Genomic DNA, 22,964 nt, shown 5'->3' with positions numbered 1-22,964 from the left:
ATGGACTGCATTACGAAGACGGTGTTTCCGGACGGGAGGATAAGAGTGAGCGACGGCGTCCAGGCGCGCGAGCTGAGGCTGGACGAGCTGCTCGATCCGGGCAATTCCTGGGGCCTGCGCGCCCAGGTCTACGAGTTCCAGGCAACCGAGGAGCGGGCCTTCCACGATGAGGCGACCGACACGAACGGGCTGTACGCCAATCCGATCTGGTGGGAGCTGATCGCCTCGAAGGAGGAGCTCGAGGCGTGCCCGGACATCTACTGGTTCGGAGAGAAGGTGATCACGTTCGTGAACGGCGAGATGGCCATTTTGCCCCTGCTTGCCAGAGTGGGAGACCTGTACAGCGGAACGCAAGCCGACGGCATCCTCGAAGCTGTCGGCGTCATCGCGGAGGCGGTGAGAAGGACGGGGGCGGTGCACGGCGACGATGAAACCGACGAGGAAATTGCCAGGAAGCTCGGGGTTACGGAGAAGCTGCTCGTGCAGGGCGAGCTGTATTGCCGGCAGCTCGCCAACCAGGACGAGACGCTACTTGGCAAGCTTGACGGCGTCATCGCGGAGCATGACGTGCTCGGCGACGATTGAGCAGTGCCGGGGCCCTTCGCCCCGGAACCCCGCGCCGGGGGATTCATCCCCCGGCACCCCCGCGCATGCGCGGCCTCCTCGCTCTCGGCCGCGCGGGCCCGGCGCAAGGCGCCGGGCCAGTCCTAAACCCGTGATTCTAATTGCGGCCGCCCTGTTCCGCAATTGCCCGCACCGCATCTACGCAAACCGCCGGTTGACGTAGATGGCGAGGGCCTTAAGCCCTCTCGGTGCAGGCGGGTTGCGGAACGGGCCGCCCGCGATTATCGCGCGGATAAAAATCGCCAAGCGCAAAGCACGGTGTTCCCACAGGATGGAGGTAGTCGAAATGTTTGTGCTGTACATGCTGAAGCTCGTCTTCTGCTCGCTGTGGTTCGCAGCGCGCCTGTCCTGGTCGCTCGTAAAACTCTGCAGCCGCGCATTGTGCGGCCTTGCACGCGAGTTCCGAAATCTCATGGACGCCGAGGAGCGGGCCTTCCACTGCCGCGCTCACGTCCAGAAGCGCTGCGCGTAAGAAGAGGAGGCGATCTCGATGCCCGCGAGGAGAAAAGTAGTGAAAATGGACTCCCGGACCGGCCGCAAGCTGTGCGTGTACCGCTCGCTGGCGGAAGCCGCTGCCTGTACGGGACAATCCCGCGATCAGATCTACCGCTGCGCGCAGCGAAAGGGGTACACGTACGACTCGTTCTACTGGCGGTGGCCGGAGGACGTCGATTGCAGCGCGCGAGACCAGGGCCAGCGGAAGAAGAAGCTGATCGCATGCCGCAACATGCTCACAGGTGAGACGAAGGTGTTCCAGGGCGCCCGCAAGGCCGCGGCGTATATGTACTGCAGCGTGGACAGCGTGTACAAGGGCCTTTCCCGGGGGCGCCCCGTCGGCGGCGTGTACGAGCTGGAAGCCCTCGAGGCGTGCGCATGACAGGGAAGATGCCCCCCGGCAGGCCCATGAGGGACGAGCCGACACGGCGCGATCTGCTCTCGCTCCCGGAGGGGCGAGGTGCGCGCAGGGCGCCCAGAGCGCGGCCGAGGCCCAAAACCCCAGAGGAGTTAGACGAGGAGGTGCGCAAGAAGCGAAGGCGGGAGGGGGCGAGAGAGGCGGTGAGGCGCAGCCGCGAACGCGGGCTCAGGCAGCTGCAGGAAGACCCCGAAGATCCCAGGCACGGTACGGCAACCGGCTATATCTACGGCTGTCGCTGCGAGAGCTGCCGAGAGTACTGGAACGGCATGAGGCGCGCTCAGGACACGAAAGCGCGCGAGCGCAAAAGAACCGGCGGGGGCCAAGGGCAAACGGGCACCCGATAAAGGATGTGCCGCTATGGCACTTGTTCAGACTCGGAAGGGAGACGAAGATGCGCAAAGAGAATGTAAGTATACTTGCCTTTTGCGCGGTTATTGTTTTTGCTCTTGTCGCGCAGCTGGCGCTCGCCGAATTTCTCGCCGAGCGCGACGATGCCGGGACCTCGGATAACAGCCTGGAGTCAAATTCGGTAGACGGTGATTCTGACTCAGGCGACGTTCGGGAGCGCCTCGAATGCACAGAAGAGTTCTACCCGGTCGCGGTTATTACCGACAACATGACGGGCGTTCAGTACCTTTTCGTTGGCAATAACGCCCACGAGGGAGGGTTGACGGTGCTTGTGGGCGCAGACGGCAAGCCCGTCATCGCAGAGGAGGCTGGGACTTCGAATAATAGGCCGGAGTCAGATTCGGTAGACGGTGATTCTGACTTCAGTGACGCTCAGGGGCGTTTCAAAGGCACGGAAGATCTGCAGAGAGTCGCGGTTATTACCGACAACGTGACGGGCGCCCAGTACCTTTACGTTGCCGCCAAGTGGGGCATCTCGGGAGGGCTGGTGGTGCTTGTGGACGCAGACGGCAATCCCCTCATCGCGGAGGAAGCCGCCAACGCGGCCTCCAACCAAGCGGCTGGCGAGAGATGACGGGCAACGCTCGCGTCGGCTCTTAACCGCGGCCGGCCGAAAAGCGAATCCCACATCTAAGCCGGAGTGAATCTCCACACCGCGTCATCGGCCCCGCGCGCGATGTCCTCCTGTGACAGCAGCGCGGGGCCGCCGTCCAGCACCTTCATTTCCACGTACCAGCGGTTCTCGTCGCGCCACAGCAGCCGCTCGCGCCCGCCCACCATGACGGTGTAGCGGTACCCCCTGCCCCCGAGCTTCATATTGGCCGCCCAACGGCCGTCCACCACCCGGTCGATCGGGAAGCGCCGGCCGTCGTCCCAGACGATCACAAGCGGCGTCACGCGGCCGTCCTCGGAAAAGTCGGCCACCACCTCCACGTACTTTCTCTCCCTGCGCTCAACGCCTTTCATGCTCGATCACCTCACCGATGGAAGAAGCTGACAGGGTGGACGGTGTTGTCGCGCTTGGCGTCCATGACCAGCGTGTCGGCGCACCACGCCTTCGGACCCCAAACGACGCAGTTGTTGCCGAAGCGCCGGCGCAGGTCGTCCACGGCCGCGTCCACCGCTTCCAGCCCCGCCCGCCTGGGCTCCGGGTCGAAGAGCGACATCTGCAGCGAGTCGGCGGCTGGAACCAAGTTCTCCCCTCTCACGGCAATGCCGCGGGCGGGAAGAGCCTCCGAGAACTGCCAGATCTCAGATAGCAGCGACCACGCCGCCTGTGCCAGCTCCAGGGTTATGTTCGTGGCGCAGGGCATTCTCCTCTGCCGGAAAAGCGTCTTGAAGGTGCCGGCGTCGCGCACGCCGACCGCTATGGTGCGGGCGCGCGCCCCGCCCTCCCTCATCCTCTGGGCCACGGATTCCGCGAGCATCCACGTCACGGCCTTGGCCGTGGCATCGTCGACGATGTCGCGCGGGAAGGTGATGGAGTTGCCGTAGGACTTCGCCTCGCGCTCGACATCGCATCTTTCGACATCGAGCGGCTTCACCTCGCTTGCGTCGTCGCCCCGGGCAAAAAGGCCCGCAGGATCAGGCCCGTCTTGCCGAAGCGGCGGGTGAGGTAGTAGTCGCTGCAGTGGGCCAGGTCGCCAATGGTGGCCACGCCGGACGACCTCAGCTTCCTCTCGGTGGCCTCCCCCACGTAGAGCAGATCGCGCACGGGGGCGTTCCAGACGATGTCGGCGTAGTTGCGCCGCGTTATCTCCGTAACGGCGTCGGGCTTCCGGTAGTCGCTGCCGAACTTCGCGAACACCTTGTTCCAGGACACGCCCACCGATACGGTGATGCCGAGCTCGGCGTGCATCCTCTCCGAGATCTCCCGTGCAATGGCCAGGGGGCTCATTGCAAGGCACCTCGTGCTGCCCGTCACATCGAGCCAGGACTCGTCCGGGCCGAAGGGCTCGACGAGGTCGGTGTAGTCGTAGTAGATCTTGCGCGCGCGGGCGCACACATCCATGTAGAGCCTGTAATCGGCGGCCACCACCACGAGCCCCGGGCATTTCCTCCGCGCGTCCGCGAGGGTATCTGCTGTTGCCACGCCGCGCTGCTTGGCCAAAAGGTTGCGGGCGAGCACGATGCCGTGCCTGGCATCCTCGTCGCCGCCCACAACGACCGGCCGTCCTCGCAGCTCCGGATGCTCCTGGCATTCGATCTGCGCGTAGCAGCAGTTGATGTCGCTGTGCAGTATCGCTCGCTCCGCCATGCACGTCCGCCTCTCTCTTCAGGCTGACGATTCTAAATCAAACGAACAAGTGTTTCTATCGAACAAACTGTGTTTTCTCGTGGAGGGGAGCGGCGGCCGGGACTCTACTCTCTGTCAGCGACTTCCCACTTCCCCGATCGCGGCCGCATATGGGCACGGGGTCGGGAGCGCCTCGGATCGCGCGTCTGCGCGCGTCAAATGAGCCCCGCTCGCGGCCTTTTGCGCCCCTTTCCGACCTTGGCCCCGGCGCGTGGGGCAAAGGTGATTTTGCGGGACGGCGGGTCGAAGGCGAGCTCCGCCGTTTTGCCCGCCTCGCCCTTCCAGGTGAGACCCGAAACGCGCACGCGCTTGCCTGCGAGCAGCTTGGCCATCTGGTTCGCGGTGAGCTGCTTGCCGCAGAACACCGCGAAGACCTTGAAGCCGCAGCCGCCCAGGCTCTCCCACTCCCCCTCCTCGTTGCGCCGGCTCCTGTTCGTCTCGCAGGACACGACCTTTCCGCGGTAGAGGAGGGCGCCGCCGCAGACGGGGCATCTTCCGACCTCGGGTCCGGCGCCCGGCATCGTCGCGCCTCGGTAGGCGCCGTCGGCGATATGCGCGCGGATGACGGCGGCGACATCGGATTGGACGGCGTCGGTGCCAGCCCTCCCCTCGGCGACATCCTGCTGCATGAGCCACCAGCGCGCCGTGAGGTCCGGGCCCGAGATGTCGCCTGGCACCGCTGCGTAGAACTGGCGACCCAAGGGGGTGGAGACGATCGTCTTCCCCTTCCGGGCGAGCAGGCCGCGGCCGATAAGGCCCTCCAGGATCTTCGCGCGGGTGGCCACCGTGCCGATGCCCCCGTGCTCCCCCTCCTTTCCCTCGTCCTTCCTCTTGAGCGCATCGCGCAGGTCGGGGTTCGAGACGTACTTGGCCACGGAGGCCATGTCGGCCACGAGGGTGCCCTCGGTGTACCTCTTGGGTGGCCTCGTCTCCCTCTTTTCGACCAGGGCGCCTTTGATGTGCCCGGTGACGGCGCCCGGCCTCTCGAGAGGCCCCAGGGGGGCCTCGTCGGCGGCACCGGCGCCGAATACGGCGGTGTACCCCGGGTCGACCACCCGCTTGGCGACGTGCTTGAGCACGCCTTCGGGGCAAGCGCACACGGCCGTGCTCTCGTCGTAGACGACGGGCGGCGCGAACTGCATCGCGTATCGGCCGACGATGGCGCGGTAGACCAGCTTCTCCGTCTCCGTGAGGCGGGAAGCGTCCACCGTCGAGTCCTGGGGTATGATGCCGTGGTGGGCGCCCACCCGGGAATCGTCGAACGCACGGGACACGATGCCGTAATCGAGATCCCATCTCTCGCCGAGGTTGGCCATGGCACGCGCGAGAACCCGCGGGGCTGCGCCGTGGTGCTCTGCGGGGACATAGGGGCAGTCGCTGCGGTTGTAGGAGATCGCCTTCCAATTGTCGCGCAGCGCCTGTGTGGCGTCCATGGTCTGCTGCAGAGTGAACCCGAACCTCTTGCTCATCTCGGACTGGAGAGCGGTGAGTGTGTAGGGCAGAGGGCTCTGCCTCCGCTTGCGCGCCGTGCTCACGTCCATTGCGATTTCCCGCCCCTCGAGGCCGTGCGCGATGCGCGCGGCCTCCGACTCGTCCAGAATGCGCCGACGCTCGCCCGCGTCGTCGGAGGCGGCCAGCTCGATCTCGTACTCGGTGCCGTCGAGCTCCACATGGGCGAGCACCGTCCAGAAGGTCTCGGGGGCGTGCCCCTCCACTGCCGCGTCCCTGCGCACGACCAGGCCCAGCGTGGGCGTCTGCACGCGGCCGACGGAGAGCTTCCTCCCGAGCCTCATGGTAGCGAGGCGGGATTCCGATACGCCGAGGCACATATCGGCCATCTGGCGGGCGTAGGCGGCCTCGGAGAGGCCCCGGAACTCGTCGTTGGGCCTCATGGAGCCGAAGGCCCTCCTGATGTTCTCCACGATGTTGTCGTTGACGAGCACGCGCCAGACGGGCCCGTCGTAGCCTATGTAGTCGATGAGCTCGTCGACCAGCAGCTGGCCCTCGTCGTCCGGATCTCCCGCGTTGACTATGCACTCGCACTTCCCGGCGAGGGCGCGCACCGACTCCACGATGCCCTCCTTGCCCGCCGCCGGCCTCTTCGGCCACCGGGGCACGTATATCGGCAGCATGTCCTCGGTAAAGTCCTTCCCCCACGCCCACTCCCGGCGCAGCTCGGAGGGCTCTGCGAGCTCGAGCACGTGCCCCGCCAGGGCGCACACGCACCACCCGTTGCCCGAGACGGGCAGCTTCTCGCGCTCGCCCACCTCGCGCCCGCATATCGCGCGGGCGATGTCCCTCGCCAGCATCGGCTTCTCGGCTATCACGAGCTTCATACCGCGGCCTCCCAGGTTCGTCGGGGCAAAAAAGGCGGCCCCCGCGGGATGGACTCGCGGGGGCCAGGTTTTCCGGCTAAGCAGGGCAATGCCGGGCGCCGAGAGAGGAGGCGAACCCGGAGAAGGCCGGATGCGGCGGGAGGTCGTCTCCCGCCGCATCAATCATAGCCCTACCTTGTTGAAGTACCCGGACAACGGCAATCGCCGACGAACCGGCGCCGCGGGAAGAGCCTCCTACATGCCGCCGGCGCCGGCGGGCACGTTGCCCTCGACCCACGCGGCCAGCTCCTCGAAGCCCCAGGTGCCCTCGGCTATGCCGACCATGGCATCGTACAGCTCGTCGTGGCGGGGCTTGAAGCGGACGCCGTTGATGCGCAGGTACGCCGCCATGCAGGCGGCCGCCGTCCTCTTGTTCCCGTCGGCGAACGGGTGGTTGCGGGCTATGCCCCAGGCATAGCGGGCCGCCTTTTGGGCGAGGGTCGGGTACAGATCCACTCCCCCGAACGTCTGGAAAGGCTGGGCGAGCGCCGAGTCGAGCAGCCCGGGATCCCTGAGGCCCGGCATGCCGCCGAACCTCGATATGGCCTCGTTGTGGATGGCCTCGACCTCCGGGCGCCCCAGCCTTCCCCCAGCTGCGATCATGCCAGCTTCCGGAAGACGTCGGCGTACTCGTCCATGAAGTCGACGGCCGCGGAGACGGGATCGCGCTCGATCAGCATCTCCATAGGCACGATGGCCGCGCACGGCTTGTTGTTCCGCAGAATGGTCACGGGCGTGCCCGTCCTCTCGACCTCGGACGCCACCCTGGAGAGGTTGTTCTTAGCCTCGGCGATGCCCATTGTCATAGCCATGGCCGCTCCCTTCTGCTCGATCTATAATAGCCAGAATTATAGCTATCTTATCGCGTTGGTGCAAGTGGGGCCGCATCCGGACGAAAGAGGGCCCCTTCTGGGGCCCTCGGCGAGGGAGGAAGATCCAGCGGTGTGACGGGTTTCCCGCCGCTGGGGAAATCACAGCGTGGCTTCTCCGACGTACGCCGTCGCCCCGTCGCCCTCCTCTCCTTCCGGGAAACCCTCCTCCCCCGCCTCATCCTGCGGGGGATCGCCCGGGGCGGGCCTCGGCTGGCTTCTCGGCGGCGCCGAGCGGGAATGCCGGGCGAGCGCGAACGCGGAGGCTGAGCCCTTCGCCGTGCAGAAGCACTTCTCGGGCCCCTCCGCGTCCCCGTACACCTCCCACACGGCGGCGACCGCGTCCCAGATCCCCGTGGAGGGGTCCTTGACGCAGAGCGCGTTTCGCTTGGTCAGCGGGAGGAGCACCGCCACGGCGCACTCGGCGTCCCTGGCCGCGCGGTCGAGCTCTGCGAGCACGGTCGAAAGCTTCTGCCTTCCCTCGCAGCCCGCATGCGCGCCGTTGACGACGACGAGCCGGCACTCGGCCCGCACTGCCGCCTCTCGGATCGCCTGGGCCAGGTCCGTGCTCATCTTGCCCGGCCACACGGCGGCCAGGGCCGTCTCGGGGGGCTCCTCCTCGAAGGCCGCCGCGAGATGCCGGCGCAGGCGCGCCTCGTCGCCGCCGATCTGCACGTAGAGGGCGCTCCCCTCGCGCGCCGGCGCGCCGGCTACGGTCGCCTCGTCGCAGTACGCGGCGAAGAGGGACGATGCTACGCCCTCCAGCGTCTTCTTGGAGCAAGGGGATCCCGCGATCCCCGTGATCAGGGTCGTGCCCTCGGGCAGCCTCTGCTCGCAGATCCATCCGCCCGACGCCTCGTCGCGGCTCGACGCGATCGAGGCCAGGGGCACCACATTCAACTTCGTCATTCGTTCTCCCATCGGAAAAGGGGCCGCCGCGGCGGCCCCCGGTGCTTGCTGCTTCCAGATTCGGGTTCGGGCGCGCTAGAGGGCGCCGAGCGGCGAGCCGGCGTCGTCCTGCACCGCCTGGCTCACGGTTTCGGGGTCGACGGTCTTCTTGTCGGTCTGGCGCGTCTCGCCGCACGTCGTGCAGGTGTCGCTGGTGCTCACCAGCTGCGTCGTCTCCGGCGAGATCTCCCTCACCTCGTCCGACGCCTCGGTCACCGTGCGCGTCACGGGCACCTCCACGTCGGGGGTCGCGCCCACGTGGCCCGTCTCCGCGGCGTGCTGGTCGGCCACGCCGTCGACGATGGCGAGGCAGACGTTGCAGACGGTGTGCAGCTCGACGGCCTCCTCGGTCACGGCGTCGTGGTGGATCGTCTCGGTCTGCGCGGGAATCACCTGCAGCTCGTAGTTCGGCAGCCAGATGTGCTCGTGCACGGGCTCTGACTCGGGTTCGGCAGCGGCCGGCGCGGCCTCGCCCGCATCGGCCTCCTCTGCAGGTTCTTGGGCCGCGGCCGCAAGCGGCTGCTCCTCGGCGGGCCCGGTGTCGGGGACGGCGATGCGCGGCTCGGGCGCGCATCCCGCGAGGCAGCCGCCCGCCAGGCACGCCGAGAGGGCCAGCGCCCCCAGGTTAGCTAGTTTCATCTCATTCCTCCTGTAAGTCTGATCTCCGAAGGGAGGGCGGCCCGTTTGGGCCGCCCTCGCGCTCGGCGCCGGGGCGGCTAGTCGTCCTGACCCCCGACGGCGCCGGCCTCGATGTCCTCGATGGCGGCGGCGTGCTTGCGGCGCCGCGTCACGGCGAGGGCCGTGGCCGCGACGAGGACGAGCGCCAGGGCCGCGGCCACAGGCGCGGCGGTGTCGACGCCGGTCTTGGCGTAGGGCGTGCCCGACGGCGTCTCGGACGGCTGGCCCGTCTGGGACAGGGGCGTCACGACCTCCACGGTCTGCGCCGCGTCGTCGATGTCCTTGTGCTCCGCCACGGGCTCCCCGTTCTTGTAGAGCTCCTCGAACACGACGAGCTGCTTGCCGCCGAGCGCCGAGGCGTCGAAGGAGAGCTCGATGGAGACGGTGCCCTCCGGGGCGTTGGGCGTGAAGCGCAGCTCGGCGCGCACCTCGCGGTCGCCGGCGATGACGGGCTTGCCGGTTGCCTTGTCCATGAGGACGGCCTTGAGCACGTGCTCCTCGCCCGGCACGAGGCCGGTGTAGGCCACCTCGTCGACTACCACCGCAGAGCGGGAGGCGAGGATCTTGTGGTCCCCGTCGGTCTTGTCGGTGGCGGTGGTGCCGATCTTGGGCTCGGTCACGTGCACGGTCTGCCCCTCGTCGTCCGGATCCTCGTGGGAGGCGATGACCTTGCCGTCGATCGAGAGCACCTCGAACATGACGAGGTCGCTCCCCGCGAGGTCCGTGGAGTCGATCGTCACGGACACGACCTCGATGCCGCTGGACGCCTCGGGCACGAAGGCGTGACGCACGGTGTAGGGCTTGCCCTCCGCGTCGTTCAGGGGCACCGCGCCCCCATCGGTCACCTGCATGACGGTCAGGTCAAGGGTGTGCTCGCGGCCGGGCACCAGGTTCTCGTAGCGGACCGCGTCGTTGATGGTGACCGAGGCCGCGGCCTCGATCTCCTTGTCGCCGTCCTTGGCATCGGTGGCCAGGGTTCCGATCTCCGGAGTCACCACGACCACCGTCTGGGAGGGATCCTCCGGATCCTCGTGGGATGCCACCTCGGTGTCCAGGCGCAAGACGCGCTCGTAGGCCACAAGAGCCATATCGGCCTCGATGACGTCCCCGGGGAACACGAAGGCGACCTCGACGGTGCCGTCGGGCTCGGCGGGCGTGAACGTGGCGGTCGCGGTGACCGGCTCGGTCAGGGGCTGGCCGGCCTCGTCGAGCACGGGCGCGCCGCTCTCGTCCAGGACGGGGCGCATGAGGGGCGCCGGCTCCTCGCCGGCGACCATGAGCGTGCCGGTCACGGTGCACTCCTTGCCAACGGGCATGTTGCGGTAGGCGACGGTGTCGACGAGGGTCACGGTATCGTCGGCGACGACGGTCTTGTCGCCGTCAAGGCCATCCAGCAGCGTGGTGCCGATGGAGGGCTCGTAGACCTTCACCGTCTGGTAGTAGTCGTCGATATCCTCGTGCTTCGCCACCGGCTCGTCGGATCCGTCCTTGTAGAGGGCTTCGAACACGACGACGTCACCCTCGACCGAGGTGGCGTCGAAACCGAACGCGAGCTCGACGTAGCCCTTCACGTCCTCCGCGACGAAGGACTTCTCGGCGGTGACGGGGTTGCCCTGCGCGTCGCGCACAGGCTCGCCTGCGGCCTTGTCCATGAGCACGCCGACCACGCGGTACAGCTCGCCGGCCTCCAGGTTGGCGTACTCCACCCGGTCGACCACGACGGCCTCCGGGTCGGCCACGAGGATGCGGTCGCCGTCGGCGCCATCGCGCGCCGACGTGCCGATCCAGGGGGTCTTCACGTAGGGCTTCTCGTCCACGATGGTGCCCATGTCGATCGTGACGCCGTGGCGGCGAACCGAGATGTCCATCTTGACGAGCTCGTAGCCCTTGTTGGCGCCAACGCGCAGCTCCTCCACCGTGTAGTCGCCCCAGCGCAGGGCGCCCTTGCCGTCGGAGGCCGGCACGAGCTTGCCGGTGTCGGGGTTCAGGCCGAACCAGGTGCCGGCGTTGCAGTCGAGCTTGGACTCGTCCACGGCCGCCTTCTCCTCGTCAGTGAACACGCCGTCGCCGTCGGCATCGACCGCTGCATCCGAGGCGTTGGTGCGCACCGTGTGCTTGTTCCAGTCGGAGGAGGTCTTCATCTGGCCGTTGGCGTCGGTCACCACCACGTGGGCCTCGCCGGAGGCCTTGTTCGTCACCAGGAAGGGGACGTTGGCCAGGCGCGGGGAGGCGCCCTCCCCCACCTTCACGAACTCGATGTCGCCGCGCTTGGGCTCGTTCTCGGCCGCGTCGTTGTTGCCGTCGAACACGACCATCTGGCCGTCGGAGCGGATCTGGAAGGTTCGCTCCTTGGTATCGGTCATGAGGTAGGCGTCGGAGGTGGACACCTCGCGGATGGAGTAGGTGCCGTACTGGAGCACGTTCGGGCCGGTGGTCGCCTTGCCGTCCTGGCTGGCGGGCTTGATGACGTCGACCACGCCGTCCACGGGCACCTTCACGCCCTTGTAGGTCACGGGGGCCTCGGACTTGTTCACGATCTCGAAGGCCACGCCGTCCCAGCTCGCGCCGGCCAGCGGCCTGGAGGAGCCCGTCTCGGCGTCGAGCTTGTAGATGGTCACGCCGCCGCGGGCGGGCTGCTCCTCGGCGCGGGTGGCCTCGGTGGCGGTGTTGCCGTCCTGGATGAGGCCGGTGTCGCCCTCGAGCTTCGTACCGGTGAGGCTCGTCGGATCAGCAACCACGCGCACGAGGTACACCCTGTCGGAGAGGTTGTAGCCCTCCGGCGCCTTGGTCTCGCGAATGCGCACGGTGCCGAGGGGAAGCGTGATTCGGTCGCCAACCTTGAAGAAGGAATCTCCCGAGGCTTTGTAGTTGTAGGTCTTGCCGTTGAACTCGAATGTATCGCTCCCCTTCTGAATATCAGTAAGGCCATTGCCGTTCGTGCGCATCACCCATGTGCGCTTGGCCGCCGAGGAGGCCTTCAGCTGGTCGAACTGGGCGCTCGTGGTCGCGTAGCCGTCCACGTACTCGTAGGTGTACTCGGCCAGGCCCAGCTTCGCGTCGCCCGTGGCCACGAAGGCGCCGCTGCCGGCGTCGTACTTGCGCACCATGATGCCGTCGGGGTCGTTCAGGGGCTCGTTTGCCACCTCCACCACGGCGGTGTTGTCCTTGCCGGGCTCCACGGCGAGCTTCACGTGCTTGGAGGCCACCTTGTAGCCCTTGGGCGCGTACAGCTCAACCAGGCGGTAGTCGCCGGTGTCGAGCTTCTTCACCTTGGACTCGCCGGCCTCGTCGGTCACGAAGACGGCCTCCACCTTGCCGGAGTCAACGCGGTCGAGCGCCCAGTCGCGGGCGTCCTTCCACGTGGACCACGTCCCGGCCTGGGCGTAGCCCAGCATCTTGTCGGCGTAGTCGGAGTCGGCCACGGCGGCGAACACGGCGTTCTTGTAGGAGTAGCAGCCGTTGTTCCCGGAGATGCCCTCGTCGGACGAGGCCTTCTTCACCTTGGCCTGGCCCTGCGGCGCCTCGTACTTGATCTTGTAGACCGCCGCGCCGGACTGCCCGGTGGAAACCGAGGAGTCGGAGAACGTGGGGATGAAGAACGAGAGCACCACGTAGTCGTCGGCCACCTTGAGGATGCGCATGGTGCACGTGAACCACCAGTAGCCCGACTCCTGGGAGCCCTGGAAGGAGTTGCCGTCCACCGTGCCGATGTGGCTGCACTGGGCCATGCCGCGGTACAGGGGCTCGTCGTCGTCGTTCACCGCAGTGGCCGGGAAGCCCGTCCAGTCGATGCCGCCGATGACCGGATCGCCGGACTGCGGGGGCAGGTTGTCCGATCCGTCCGGGGTGCCGCCCTTGCGGTTGTGGTCGGGCCAGTCGAAGGTGCAGTTGATCAGGTCGTTTGCATCTCCCAGGCCCGCGGAACCGGAGGGCTTGCGGATGGAGTCGAGCACGCCCTGGGCGGTGCCGGACCCGGAGTTCACCTTGGAGTGGATGTTGCCGACGTAGATGCAGTCCCACAGGGTATCCGCCACCTGGAGCTTCCACGGCACCGAGGTCGTGGTGTTGTAGTAGCCGGCCGAGCGGTACTTGTAGGCCTTGGTCCACTCCACGGCCTTGTCCGGGTTGAACTTGGTGAGCACGCTCTCGTTACCGTCCTTGTCGTGCAGGCAGCTCATGCTGGCCGCCGAGACGGCGTAGGCGGGCTCGGGCTCCCACCAGGCGCGCGCGCCGATCTCGACGCGCACCGAGACGATCTGGGTGCCCGTGGCCGCCAGGGTCAGCACGCCCGTCTCGGAGTTCCACTCGGCGGTCTCGCCCTCGATGAGCTCGACGGGACGCTCGCTGCCGTTCAGGTACACCGAGAGATCGCCGAGCGCGACCTCGTGGGCGGTCTCGGGCGTGGCCACGGGGATGTCGACCGACATGTCGAACGGGTCGGCCGCGATGTTCTGCTCGCCCGCCACGGCGGTCACGTTGCCGGCCCCGTTGTCGATCTCAACGTCGATGCGGGGCTTCTCGCCCGCTGGGTCGTAGGAGACGAGCAGCTGGATCTGCAAGGCCTCCTGCTGCTGCCCAGCCTCCGCGGAATCCCACAGGGACTTTGGCAGGTAGGCGATGCCCGTCTCGGCGTCGTAGCTCACGCCCTCGGCCATGCGCGCGCCCGTGTCGTAGTAGGCTGCCTGCCAGTCGATGACGTCGGCGGGGCTCGTCATCTCCACGCCGCCCACGTAGGCCACGTAGTAGTCCGAGGCGCGGCCGGGGTCGTAGACCGTCGCGGTCTCCTGGAACTGGGCCAGGTAGGCGTCCGCGAAGTGCTCCTGGTCCGCCTTGAGCGTGTCGAAGCTCTCGCCCTCGGCCACCTGGTCGGCCAGAAGCAGCGTCTGCTTGACCACCAGGGTGAGGTCTGTTTGGCTGAGAGGCTCGTCACCGCCGGAGCGGAAGAGCGAGAACAGGCCCGTGAGCGGCTGCCCCGTCTCGGGGACGAGGGACCGGTCGAGCCCCTTCTGCACGATCTGGGAGATCGGCTCATAGGCGAGGCCTCCTCCCTCGTCGGCGTAGGCGGGCACGGCGCCGGCCCCCAATGCCGTCACGGGCAGCAGACCGAGGACCAGCGCTCCGGACATGAAGGCCGATAGCACCTTTCCTCGTCGCCGCCGGGGGCCCTGCTTGTTCATGGCAAAACTGAGTTTGGACATGATATCCTCCTTAGGTCTCAGTTTCTTCCGACGACATGGGGCGCACCTCAGGTGGAAGCCGAGGCGTTATCCCATGTCACGACATGGTTCTCGATGCCGCAACTTATAGGCTAAAGACTGTATTAAACTCTCGGCAAGCCTTTTTTTCGAAAAAAAATGGCCGCAGTTGAAACTGCGGCCACGCCTCGATGGTGCGGGCAAAGGAGAAGGGGCGCAGCATCGACTGCGCCCCCCTTCGGACATCGGTATTCGGTTGCCGCGGGGCGGACTACTTCACGGCGCCGCAGTTGCACTTGTAGGCGTACTCCGCGGGATGATGGATAATCTCCGAAGGCTTGCGCTTGCTAGCGCCATTGTGCTTGGGCAAAGTCGCCGCTAATTTGTCGGCCTCCTCCTTAGACATGCCTGTCGTAGCATCTGCGAAATCTAACAACATCTGCTCATTGTGGGCACTCCACTCACTGCCCGTATCGAACTGCTTTCCGCAGGCGCACTGGTAATAATACTCTCCAGGAATCTCCTCCTCCCAGGCCTCCCTCACCAAGACCTTCTTCCAGGAGTGCACGTGGGCAGAGGCGCCCTTGCGGACGGTCACCTTGCAGGAGGCGACCCTCTTGCCGCCGATCCTGGCGGTGACGGTGGCGGTGCCCGCCTTCTTGGCCTTCACCTTGCCCTTGGAGGTCACCGTGACGACCTTCTTGTTGGTCGACGACCACTTCACCTTGCCCGAGGCGCCGGCGAGCTTGAGCGCGAAGGACTTGCCGGCGGCCACGGTCTTCCTCGACGCGCTGATCCTCGGGTTCACCTTGACCTTGCAGGTGTAGGTCCTCTTGCCGACCTTGGCGCGGATCTTGGCCGTGCCCATCTTCCTGGCGGTCACCTTGCCCTTGGAGGTCACCGTGGCGACCTTCCTGTTGGTCGACGACCACTTGATCTTCCCCTTTGCCCCCTTGACCTTGAGCGCGAAGCTCTTGCCGGCGGCCAGCGTCTTCGACTTGGCCGAGATCTTCGGGGCGGCATGGGCCTCCCCCGGTGCGGCGAGCACGGCCGCGGGGGCGGCCAGGGCGCAGGCGACCAGGGTCGCCAGGGCGGCGCGACCGGCGCGCTCGACTGAGTTGTGCGTGGATCTCATAGCTGTGTCCTCTCTCTGTTTCGTGATGCCCCTCTGTCTCTTACGGTGCCATGGTACCACCGGTGCGTCCCGCTTGGCGCGAAAAGCGCTCCGGTCGGCCCGAGGGCCCGGGAGGGCCCTCGGCGAGAAGGAGGCGGATCCGGCTTGTGCCGGATGCGGCGGGAGCAGCCCCGCTCCCTGCCGCCAGGAAAATCATAGCACCGCAATGTTGACGTACCCGGACAACGCAGGCTCATCTCCTCAGCGCCCCGCAACCTGCGATTTCGCTTTTGCCGCCAACGCGGCATCGAACGCATGACAAGGCGCCCTCCGCTGCCGATCGCGGCCGCCGTTGCGACCGCGGCGCGTTAGCATCACGGCGAGATGCGGATCCTGCAAGTGGGAAGGAGCAACCATGAGCTATGCATACGGCACTCATCAGCGGCAAGAGGAGCGAGCGAAGGCGGATCGCGCCTGGGGAGCCGGCGCGCGGCCGAGAGGATCGTGGACGAAAAGCGAGATCGTGCGGATGATCGACAAGAAGCTCGGCTTCGTCGAGGCGGCCATCGCCGACGGGTACCCCCACTGGTTCCTGCTCGAGCACTTCCTGCGCATATACTCGGTGGAGCGCACAGGACGATACGGGCGCTACACGCAGTACTACGTCATAGACGAGGCGGCGGTAAAGGCGCTTGCGGATAACCCCTGGGAATACGACGAGCTCCTGTCCAAGGAGCGCAGGTTGCGCAAGGTGCAGGGGGAGATGAAGAAGCGCTTCCCAGAGGAATGGCCGCGCCGCTACGGCCTTTACCGCAAGTACTGCGGCTGCGGGGTCGGCCACGACGTCTTCCTCGATGCCGATACCTCCCTGGCTGCGCTGCAAAGGGAGTGCGAGGCGAGGGCCGGGAAACGGCGCTCCGACAAGGGAGACGCCGAGGGCCAACTGTGATTTAACCGATAGCATCGGCCCGATGCCCGGTATTCTTTCGTCTTGGGCCGCGTCGCGAGGGCGCTGCGGTCATCGGACATCGTCCCTTCTCTTGCGGTTGGCCCTCAGGGCGTCGAGCTTGGCCCTCAGCTCTGCCCGGCCTATTCTCGCGTCCAGGCGCTTGAGCGCCATCTCCTTCGCCGGCTGCGGCCGCGCCTTCCCGTGCCGCTGCCTGCGCGGCACCCGCGCGGCCCTGCAGTACCTCGGAGTCCTCCGATTCGCCAGAGACCCGTTATCGCGCTTCCTCAAAATGCGCTCCCTTCTCAGCCGGCTCTTCTTCCGCTGCCGCCCCGGCCCTCCTCGCCATCCCGAGGACGAGGAGGACCGCGGCGAGCACGGCCCCCTCAACGGCCTCCATAAGAGCCCCGACCAGGAGGAAGCCGAGCGACAGGACGGCAAATCCGGCGCCGCAGGCCCCTTCGAGCTCCCCGGCACTCATCGCCGCCACCCGCGCTTCTGGGCGCGCTTCTTTCTCTCGAGGCACGCCTGGCAACTGCAGCCTGCCCTCACGGCGGCCATCGTTCCGTGTTCTACGCCGTCCAGGACAATTCCGCTCTTGTACTCGCGCAGGTCGGGGGCGTAGGGATATGGGAATTCGTAGTTCTTGCGCTTGGTCATGCCATATACCTCGATGCATCTTGGTAACGGTCGAAGACGCCCTCCGAGCAGTGGCCGTCGAACGGCATGAGGACGGGGCGTCCCGGCTGGCGAACGCACTCGACGCGAGTGCCCTCCCCCTCCCCCGACGTGCGCTTGCGATGGATGCAGTAGGCGCATGGGACGATGGGGCGGCGCCAATCCGCGCAGACTCGCGAATGTGGGCACGGGCCGTCGCTTTTCGGGCCGCACGTCCAGGAGTAGAGGCATCTCTCGCCCGGTTGGGTGGGATCCTCGCCGGCGAGGTCCTTGCGCTTGCGCATCTTCCGCGCGTACGCCTCCTCGATTACTTCGTCTATCTCCTCTTCCGCGGTCTTCCGCGGCGCGTTCGTTCCGCGGGCGATCCTGCCCGCGGCGGTACTCCTGCTCATGCGGCTTCGCTCTCCAGTCTCTTCCGAGAGGGCGCCGGCGGGTGGAAGCCGCCGGCGCCCTCGCGCGCATCCGCGGGGACGCGCTCTCACCGACATCGAGTATCCCACAGGGTTGTTGTAATACTCGGACAGCCGATGTCCTCCGGCACGCAGCGGGCCGCTCGCCTCAGCGCGACGAGGGAGGCAGCTCCAGGCGTTGTGCGCAGGTTGCCACGGTGCGCTCGTTGGCGTAGGTGCTGTAGGAGCAGGTGACGAGCTGGATCACGCGCCTGGGCACGGTTCGCGAGTCAAGGACGGCCGCAGCCTGCTCGATCTCCGAGCCCCACCAGATGGCGAAGTCGGCCGCATTCGCGAACGCCGTGCGCTTGAGGTGGCGGCCTGCGTCCACCACCGAGACGAATATCACGTCGTAGACGCGGCGCCACGCCCTCGTCTGGAGCAGCACCGGCGAGAGCTCCCGCGCGCGGGCCGGGTCTGACAGCTCGGCAACCACCGAGAACCCCCTGCCGTCGCTCAGGTGATGGCCGAGGATGGGAGCGCACCCGATGTCGAAGTCCCCCTGGCAATCTGCGTCCAGGAAAGGGGTTCCGATGGGATTCCACGCGCCCCAAGCGTCGTGATCGAGGTAGTAGTCCCCGTCGTCGGCGGGCGGCGCCATCACCGGCATCGACAGGCCGGCCTCCGGCAGCTGCACCCAGGCGATCAGCGCAGGGGCCTCCTTGGACCATCCTTCCCAGTCAACCTCCTCGAAGCCCCACGGCTCGGGCGAGGCGCCTTCGGCGCCTCCGGGGCCGGAGGGGACACCTTCCGGGCGCACGGGGGACGGCGGGACCGTGAGCGCTCGCTCGGTGAGGGCCCAGGTGCCGCCGGCCAAAGCGATGCCCGCGGCAGCGAGTGAGACAGACGCCATGCGAAGGGCCGTTCTCCGCGTTATCATCGCTCGCCCCCATCACGCCGGCAGCGCGACGCGAGCGCCAACCCCGCAGCCGCGAGGGCTGCTGGCGCCAGGAGCGGCGCGATGGGCAGGCCCGTTTTGGCCCACGAGCCCGCCGCCGGCTTTTCCTCATCGGGGACGGCCTCCCCGCCCGTGGAGGGCAGCTTTACGGGCCGGTTCACGATGACGAAGCCGGTATCCGCGTCTCCGTCGTAGGTGGCTTCCCACATCTCTTCGCGCGTCTCCCGCACCGTATAGGACACCTCGCGGCCCGTTCCGTCGAATGCGGGGAGCCCGTCGACCTCGGCGCGCCATCCGTTCTCGGCGCGGATCTCGACCGTGGCCACCGCCTTGCCGTCGGCGAGCACGTCCGCCCAGACGGCCTCGGGGGCGTCGCAGGCGCCTTCCCACCGCTTCTCGATGGATATGGCGCGCGTGCCCGCGAGCGTGTTCACCACCAGCCAGCCGCCCTGCGCCGGCTCGATGCTCGGGACGTAACCGGCCATCGGCCGCTCTTCAAGAGAGTAGGACACGGGGACGCCGTGGTCCCGGTACACGTACAGGCCCTCCGCCGTGGCCCGGCGCTCGCCCACGGCGACGACGAACTCCCGGCGGCTGCCGTCATCGCCGGTCAGGTCGAACACCGCATCGGCCCGAAGGCCCAGGGCGTTGCCGTTGTCAACCCAGGATTTCTCGACGTAGAGGGAGCGGCGCGCGGGCTCGTGCACGAGCACGACCCTGAAGCCCTCCTTCGCAGTGCCCTCGATGCGGGCGGTGTAGCCGTCGGGGGCGCTGGCTGCGAGGTCGTAGGCCACAGCGGCCCCTCCGAGGTTAGCGGGCAGCCCCGCGAACTCGCCGCGGCCGCCGACGACGATCTCCCGCCGGCTGCCGTCGGAGCCCAGTAGGGCCACCGTCACCTCCCGGGGCCTGAGGCCGTCGCGGTCGTCATCGTCTTCGAAGGAGACCGAGACGGGGATGGAGACTGTCTCGGGCACGCGGCTGCGGGTTATCGTGAACACCGCGCCGTCGGCCGACCTCTCCACCCGGGTCTCGTAGCCTTCCACCTCTCCGGCGTCAATGGCCCAGCGTATCTCCTTTCCTCCGTCGCGCATAGCAGGCAGCCCCGCGGCCAGGCTCCCCCAGCCTCCGGCGGCCGAGTGCGGCAACTCGCGCTCCGTACCGTCGTCTCCGGTAAGGCGCACGGGCGTCTCATCGGGCCTCAAGCCGTCGCGGTCGTCGTCATCTTCCCACACCGTCACTATGGCGACGGTCCGGGTGGCGGGCGCCCGCTCGCAGGTGATCAGGAACTCGTAGCCGTCCCCTACGCGCTCCACTCGATGCGCGTAGCCCTCGTCGCACCGCTCGTAGACGTCCCACGTGATGAGCTTGCCCTTGGGGCTGTACTTGGGCAGATCCTCGAAGGAGAGGGTCCAGCCGCCGGCCTCGGTCAGCTCGGCCTCCCTGACCGATCCGTCGGATCCCACGAGCACCACGCCGATCGCCTTCGGGCGCGTTCCGTCGGCGTCGCCGCCGTCGGCCCATTCCTTCGTGACAGCCACATCGCACGTGGCGGGCACGTGCGTGTTCTCGATGACCCACTGGGCAACGCCGCCGCGCACATCGCCGGCGTACCCCTCGGGGGCCGGGGATTCCAGGGTGTACGCTATCTCGCTACCGTCGTCGTGGAACCGCGGGAGCAGTGCGAACGAGCACCCGTCGTCGCCGGAGATGACGGCGGTGCGCTCGGTGCCGTCGTCGCCCTTGAGCGTGGCCTCGATCGTTGGCGGGCGAATGCCGTCTCGGTCGTCCTCGTCGTACCAGGCGTTGGCGACGTCCACTTGCGTCAGCTGGGCCGGCTCGGTGCTCGCCGCGGCAACCTTGGCCCCGTCGCTCACGTCGACGGCGTGGATGCTCTCGTCTGCATCGTATCCGCGCGACGGTGCGATCTCGGCCACGTACCACCGGCCCTCGGCCAGCTTGCCGGACTGCGCCTTTCCCGCGGCATCGGTCACAAGCTCCTCGTAGGCGGCGCGGTGCGCCAGCGCATCGGCCTCGGTGCGGTAGACCCCGTACCGAGCGCCGGCCAGCGTGTACCATGCGTAGCCGGAGACGACGGCCGCGGCCGACGAGCTCTTCTCGAGCGCGATGTAGCCCGCCGGCACGTACACCTTGGCGGTGGCCTGCGCCTCGGACGCGTTCTTCGCGTTGGCCCGAACCGTGTTCGCGAGCTGCTGGCATCCCGCCTCTCGGGCGACGCGGGCCCGATAGGTGACCACGAGCGCCTCGGTCGAGGAGAGCGCGGGGCACGTGGCCTTCCAGCCGTTGCCCGATGCCGTCACGGCGCATCCGGCAGGCCCCGTGATTTTCGGCGCCGCGACGAGCTCGAGGCCCGCGGGCAGCACGTCGGCGACCTGGACTTCCCGGGCGCTGGTGTCAGGGTTCGTTTGGGTGACGCGCACGGTGTAGGTAATCTCGTCGCCAATCTGGGGCCTCGCGTTTGAGACGGTCTTTGCAGCCTTGAGCGCAGGGCGGGCGATCTTCACGGTGGCCGAGGGCGTCGCGCCTACTACCCCGGACACCGAGACCGTCGCGCGGTTCGCCGCCGAGACAGTCCCTGCAGAGGGGTTCTTGGCCGTGGTGGCGATGCGCCAGGTGAGCGTCTGTCCGTTGTAGTTTCCCGTGTTGGCAAGCCAGGACGAGGCGAACGTGTAGGTGAGCGTGCGGCTGGCCGCGTTGTAGGAGGCCGCGCCCGCGCTTGCCGTGATGTCGCGCCCCTTGCCGTCGGTGAGCTTGACCGACTTGTAGTCCACGCCTTCCGGCAGCGGGTCGGTCATCTTCATCGATGTGTAGGCGGTCATCGTGTCCTTGTAGAACGTGCCCATCTTCTTCGTCACGGTCCACGCCACCTCCTCTCCCCCCTGGGCCGCTGCGGTGTTCAGGGCCGACTTGCCCGGCGCGGTCGAGGAGACGTACTGCGAGAAGATTCGCAGCGACGTGCTGCATTTACCGGCGGTGAACCGGGCCTTGAACGAGCCGTTCGAGGTGGGGGCTATGAGCCCCGTCTCGGTGAACTGCGCGTCGCCTTCGGACCCGGGGTACCCGTCGGGCGGCGACCAGGTCCCCCCGCTCTGCTCCAGGACGCACTCCCTGTACGTGTAGAACTGCCCCGTGAACCCGGCGAGCGGTCGCCAGCTCTCCTTGAAGCCGGTTGAGCTGATGACGTCGATATCGGTCAGGGACTGGTAGAAAGGCAGCGGCACCGTCTGCCCCGTATCGTGGTAGAACACCGTGACGGTCACATCGCACGTCTTATCCGCACTCCTGATGCCCGCGTCCTCGGACTGGTAGCCGACCTTGGCGAAGCCGCGGCTCGTGTCGGCGTAGAAGCCGAGGTACTTCGACGTGCCGGAGTGGATCGCGCTCACGTGCAGGCGGTCGAAGTGGATCTTGACGTCGACCTGCCGTCCGCCGATGGATCCCGCGTTTTTGTAGGTCACGTCGAGGAAGTCGGTGTAGGTGAAGGGCGCCCCTCCGCTCGGCACCGGGACGGAGTACTCGTGGCTGTCGTCGTAGCCCTCAGCGGTCGACCACGCCGCACGGCCGGCGACGCCGTGCCACTGGACGATTGCCCGGTCTGCGTTCGTTACGATCCTCTGCGAGGATGGAGGCCGGTATGACGAATCGGGGATTGTCGCCGTCGCGGCATCGGCCGTCTGGGCCGCGACTGCGATGCCTACGGCCGCAAGAGCCACGGCCATCGCGGCGGCGAGCCTGCGGAGGGTCCTCCCCTTTCGTAGTGTTTGCATGATCATGGGTTTCTCCTGTGCTAGATGAGCTGTTATGGGTAACCGCCCCCGTTTACCGGGACGCGGCTGCGGTTTTCTGGGAGAGGACTATCCCACCGCCGCCTATTGCGACGAGGAGGACGCCAAGTCCGATGACGCCGGATGCATCAACCCCGGTCGGCGCATAGGCAGCCGAGCGAATATCCCCCTGCTCGGCGGCGAACGTCCATTTGACCGCATTGGCCGGATCGTCCGAGGCGCCGGCGGCATCGGGTGGCAGCCCGATCTCGTAGGCGAGACTGGCCCCCTCGCCGGGCCCGTAGACCCCCAGATCGATTGGATCCGAACTGCCCGCCGTGCTCAGGAGGCCGGCGTAAACCGGCTGCTCAGTATCCATGTCGACGATCTCGATGGTCATGCAGTCGGCGTGTCCCGCCTCGCTTCCTTCCTTTTCCGCCCAGAACCAAAGCCGCACCGGCGCGGCGGAGGAGTTGCGCACCTCCACGATGCCCGTCTCGGACTCCCCAGGCGCCATGTGCCCCACCTCGAAGACGTCCACGTCCGGCTTCACCATGGCGTCGGCTCCGCCGAGATACTCGATGGTGGCGCTCTCCTCGGCCATGGCGGTCGCCGGCGCTGCGGCGCTCGCCGCCAGCGCCAGCGCCGCCATGCCTCGCATTGCCGCATTCGTGATCTTCCTCATGGTGTGCATCTCCTTACCGGTTGCCGTACATCAAGGCGGCTGGATTCAGCCTTGCGGGGCGGCGGCCTCTCGGCGTGCCGCCCCGCCAACCTCAAGGCTAAAG

19 protein-coding genes are annotated in these 22,964 nt (G+C 67.4%); 5 read left to right on the top strand and 14 right to left on the bottom strand.

Going from position 1 to position 22,964, the window contains the following annotated elements; all coding sequences use genetic code 11:
• From C811_RS06940 to C811_RS16840, 4 genes are all read left to right on the top strand, one after another.
• The gene (locus C811_RS06940; RefSeq protein ID WP_016308808.1) at window positions 1-585 is read left to right on the top strand and encodes a hypothetical protein; all 585 of its coding nucleotides are present in this window, start codon (window positions 1-3) and stop codon (window positions 583-585) included.
• 310 nt (window positions 586-895) lie between these two features.
• Window positions 896-1,096 carry a hypothetical protein gene (locus C811_RS06935; RefSeq protein WP_156997057.1) on the top strand — a complete coding sequence of 67 codons (201 nt, stop codon included), beginning with the start codon at window positions 896-898 and terminating at the stop codon, window positions 1,094-1,096.
• 45 nt (window positions 1,097-1,141) lie between these two features.
• A complete protein-coding gene (locus C811_RS06930; protein ID WP_022926422.1) occupies window positions 1,142-1,501 on the top strand; it encodes a hypothetical protein in 360 nt (119 codons plus the stop codon).
• A 430-nt stretch (window positions 1,502-1,931) separates the two neighbouring features.
• The gene (locus tag C811_RS16840; RefSeq protein WP_016308805.1) at window positions 1,932-2,522 is read left to right on the top strand and encodes a DUF6440 family protein; all 591 of its coding nucleotides are present in this window, start codon (window positions 1,932-1,934) and stop codon (window positions 2,520-2,522) included.
• A 56-nt stretch (window positions 2,523-2,578) separates the two neighbouring features.
• On the opposite strand, the gene C811_RS0102965 is transcribed toward C811_RS16840, so the two are convergent.
• The 10 genes from C811_RS0102965 to C811_RS15725 form a co-directional block, all read right to left on the bottom strand.
• Entirely contained in the window at window positions 2,579-2,914 is a 336-nt protein-coding gene (locus C811_RS0102965) for a hypothetical protein (protein ID WP_016308804.1), read from the bottom strand.
• Between the two features lie 11 nt (window positions 2,915-2,925).
• A complete protein-coding gene (locus C811_RS17035; RefSeq protein ID WP_016308803.1) occupies window positions 2,926-3,492 on the bottom strand; it encodes a DinB/UmuC family translesion DNA polymerase in 567 nt (188 codons plus the stop codon).
• Window positions 3,489-4,205: a DNA polymerase Y family protein gene (locus tag C811_RS17030; protein ID WP_016308802.1), complete on the bottom strand. Its 717-nt coding sequence runs from the start codon at window positions 4,203-4,205 to the stop codon at window positions 3,489-3,491. Before C811_RS17030 ends, C811_RS17035 begins: the two co-directional genes overlap by 4 nt.
• 194 nt (window positions 4,206-4,399) lie before the next feature.
• Window positions 4,400-6,580, bottom strand: a complete 2,181-nt coding sequence (locus C811_RS06915) for a type IA DNA topoisomerase (protein WP_016308801.1) — start codon at window positions 6,578-6,580, stop codon at window positions 4,400-4,402.
• Window positions 6,581-6,814: 234 nt separating this feature from the next.
• Entirely contained in the window at window positions 6,815-7,222 is a 408-nt protein-coding gene (locus C811_RS06910; RefSeq protein ID WP_016308800.1) for a type II toxin-antitoxin system death-on-curing family toxin, read from the bottom strand.
• The gene (locus C811_RS06905; RefSeq protein ID WP_016308799.1) at window positions 7,219-7,431 is read right to left on the bottom strand and encodes a type II toxin-antitoxin system Phd/YefM family antitoxin; all 213 of its coding nucleotides are present in this window, start codon (window positions 7,429-7,431) and stop codon (window positions 7,219-7,221) included. Before C811_RS06905 ends, C811_RS06910 begins: the two co-directional genes overlap by 4 nt.
• Window positions 7,432-7,590: 159 nt before the next feature.
• Window positions 7,591-8,397 carry a P-loop NTPase family protein gene (locus tag C811_RS06900; RefSeq protein ID WP_016308798.1) on the bottom strand — a complete coding sequence of 269 codons (807 nt, stop codon included), beginning with the start codon at window positions 8,395-8,397 and terminating at the stop codon, window positions 7,591-7,593.
• Window positions 8,398-8,472: 75 nt separating this feature from the next.
• The gene (locus tag C811_RS06895) at window positions 8,473-9,075 is read right to left on the bottom strand and encodes a hypothetical protein (RefSeq protein WP_016308797.1); all 603 of its coding nucleotides are present in this window, start codon (window positions 9,073-9,075) and stop codon (window positions 8,473-8,475) included.
• Between the two features lie 77 nt (window positions 9,076-9,152).
• Window positions 9,153-14,312, bottom strand: a complete 5,160-nt coding sequence (locus C811_RS06890; protein WP_016308796.1) for a VaFE repeat-containing surface-anchored protein — start codon at window positions 14,310-14,312, stop codon at window positions 9,153-9,155.
• Window positions 14,313-14,580: 268 nt separating this feature from the next.
• A complete protein-coding gene (locus C811_RS15725) occupies window positions 14,581-15,444 on the bottom strand; it encodes an Ig-like domain-containing protein (protein WP_016308795.1) in 864 nt (287 codons plus the stop codon).
• 394 nt (window positions 15,445-15,838) lie between these two features.
• Here C811_RS15725 and C811_RS06885 point away from each other — a divergent pair, with 394 nt between their 5' ends.
• The gene (locus C811_RS06885; RefSeq protein ID WP_016308794.1) at window positions 15,839-16,372 is read left to right on the top strand and encodes a hypothetical protein; all 534 of its coding nucleotides are present in this window, start codon (window positions 15,839-15,841) and stop codon (window positions 16,370-16,372) included.
• 474 nt (window positions 16,373-16,846) lie between these two features.
• Here C811_RS06885 and C811_RS06875 read toward each other — a convergent pair whose 3' ends face one another.
• The 4 genes from C811_RS06875 to C811_RS06860 form a co-directional block, all read right to left on the bottom strand.
• The gene (locus C811_RS06875) at window positions 16,847-17,029 is read right to left on the bottom strand and encodes a hypothetical protein (RefSeq protein WP_016308792.1); all 183 of its coding nucleotides are present in this window, start codon (window positions 17,027-17,029) and stop codon (window positions 16,847-16,849) included.
• Window positions 17,030-17,605: 576 nt separating this feature from the next.
• Complete coding sequence (locus tag C811_RS15720) at window positions 17,606-18,349, bottom strand: class B sortase (RefSeq protein ID WP_022926418.1); 744 nt, start codon at window positions 18,347-18,349, stop codon at window positions 17,606-17,608.
• Window positions 18,350-18,372: 23 nt separating this feature from the next.
• Window positions 18,373-22,185 carry a Cna B-type domain-containing protein gene (locus C811_RS06865; protein WP_016308789.1) on the bottom strand — a complete coding sequence of 1,271 codons (3,813 nt, stop codon included), beginning with the start codon at window positions 22,183-22,185 and terminating at the stop codon, window positions 18,373-18,375.
• Between the two features lie 46 nt (window positions 22,186-22,231).
• On the bottom strand, window positions 22,232-22,861 hold the full coding sequence (locus tag C811_RS06860) for a hypothetical protein (RefSeq protein WP_016308788.1): 630 nt from the start codon (window positions 22,859-22,861) through the stop codon (window positions 22,232-22,234).
• Window positions 22,862-22,964: the final 103 nt, after the last annotated feature.

Origin of the sequence: Adlercreutzia caecimuris B7 (genome assembly GCF_000403355.2) — a bacterium.
GTDB classification, from domain to species: Bacteria; Actinomycetota; Coriobacteriia; order Coriobacteriales; family Eggerthellaceae; genus Adlercreutzia; species Adlercreutzia caecimuris.
Note: the sequence above shows the minus strand (reverse complement) of the source record. Positions and strands in the feature narration are given on the sequence as shown.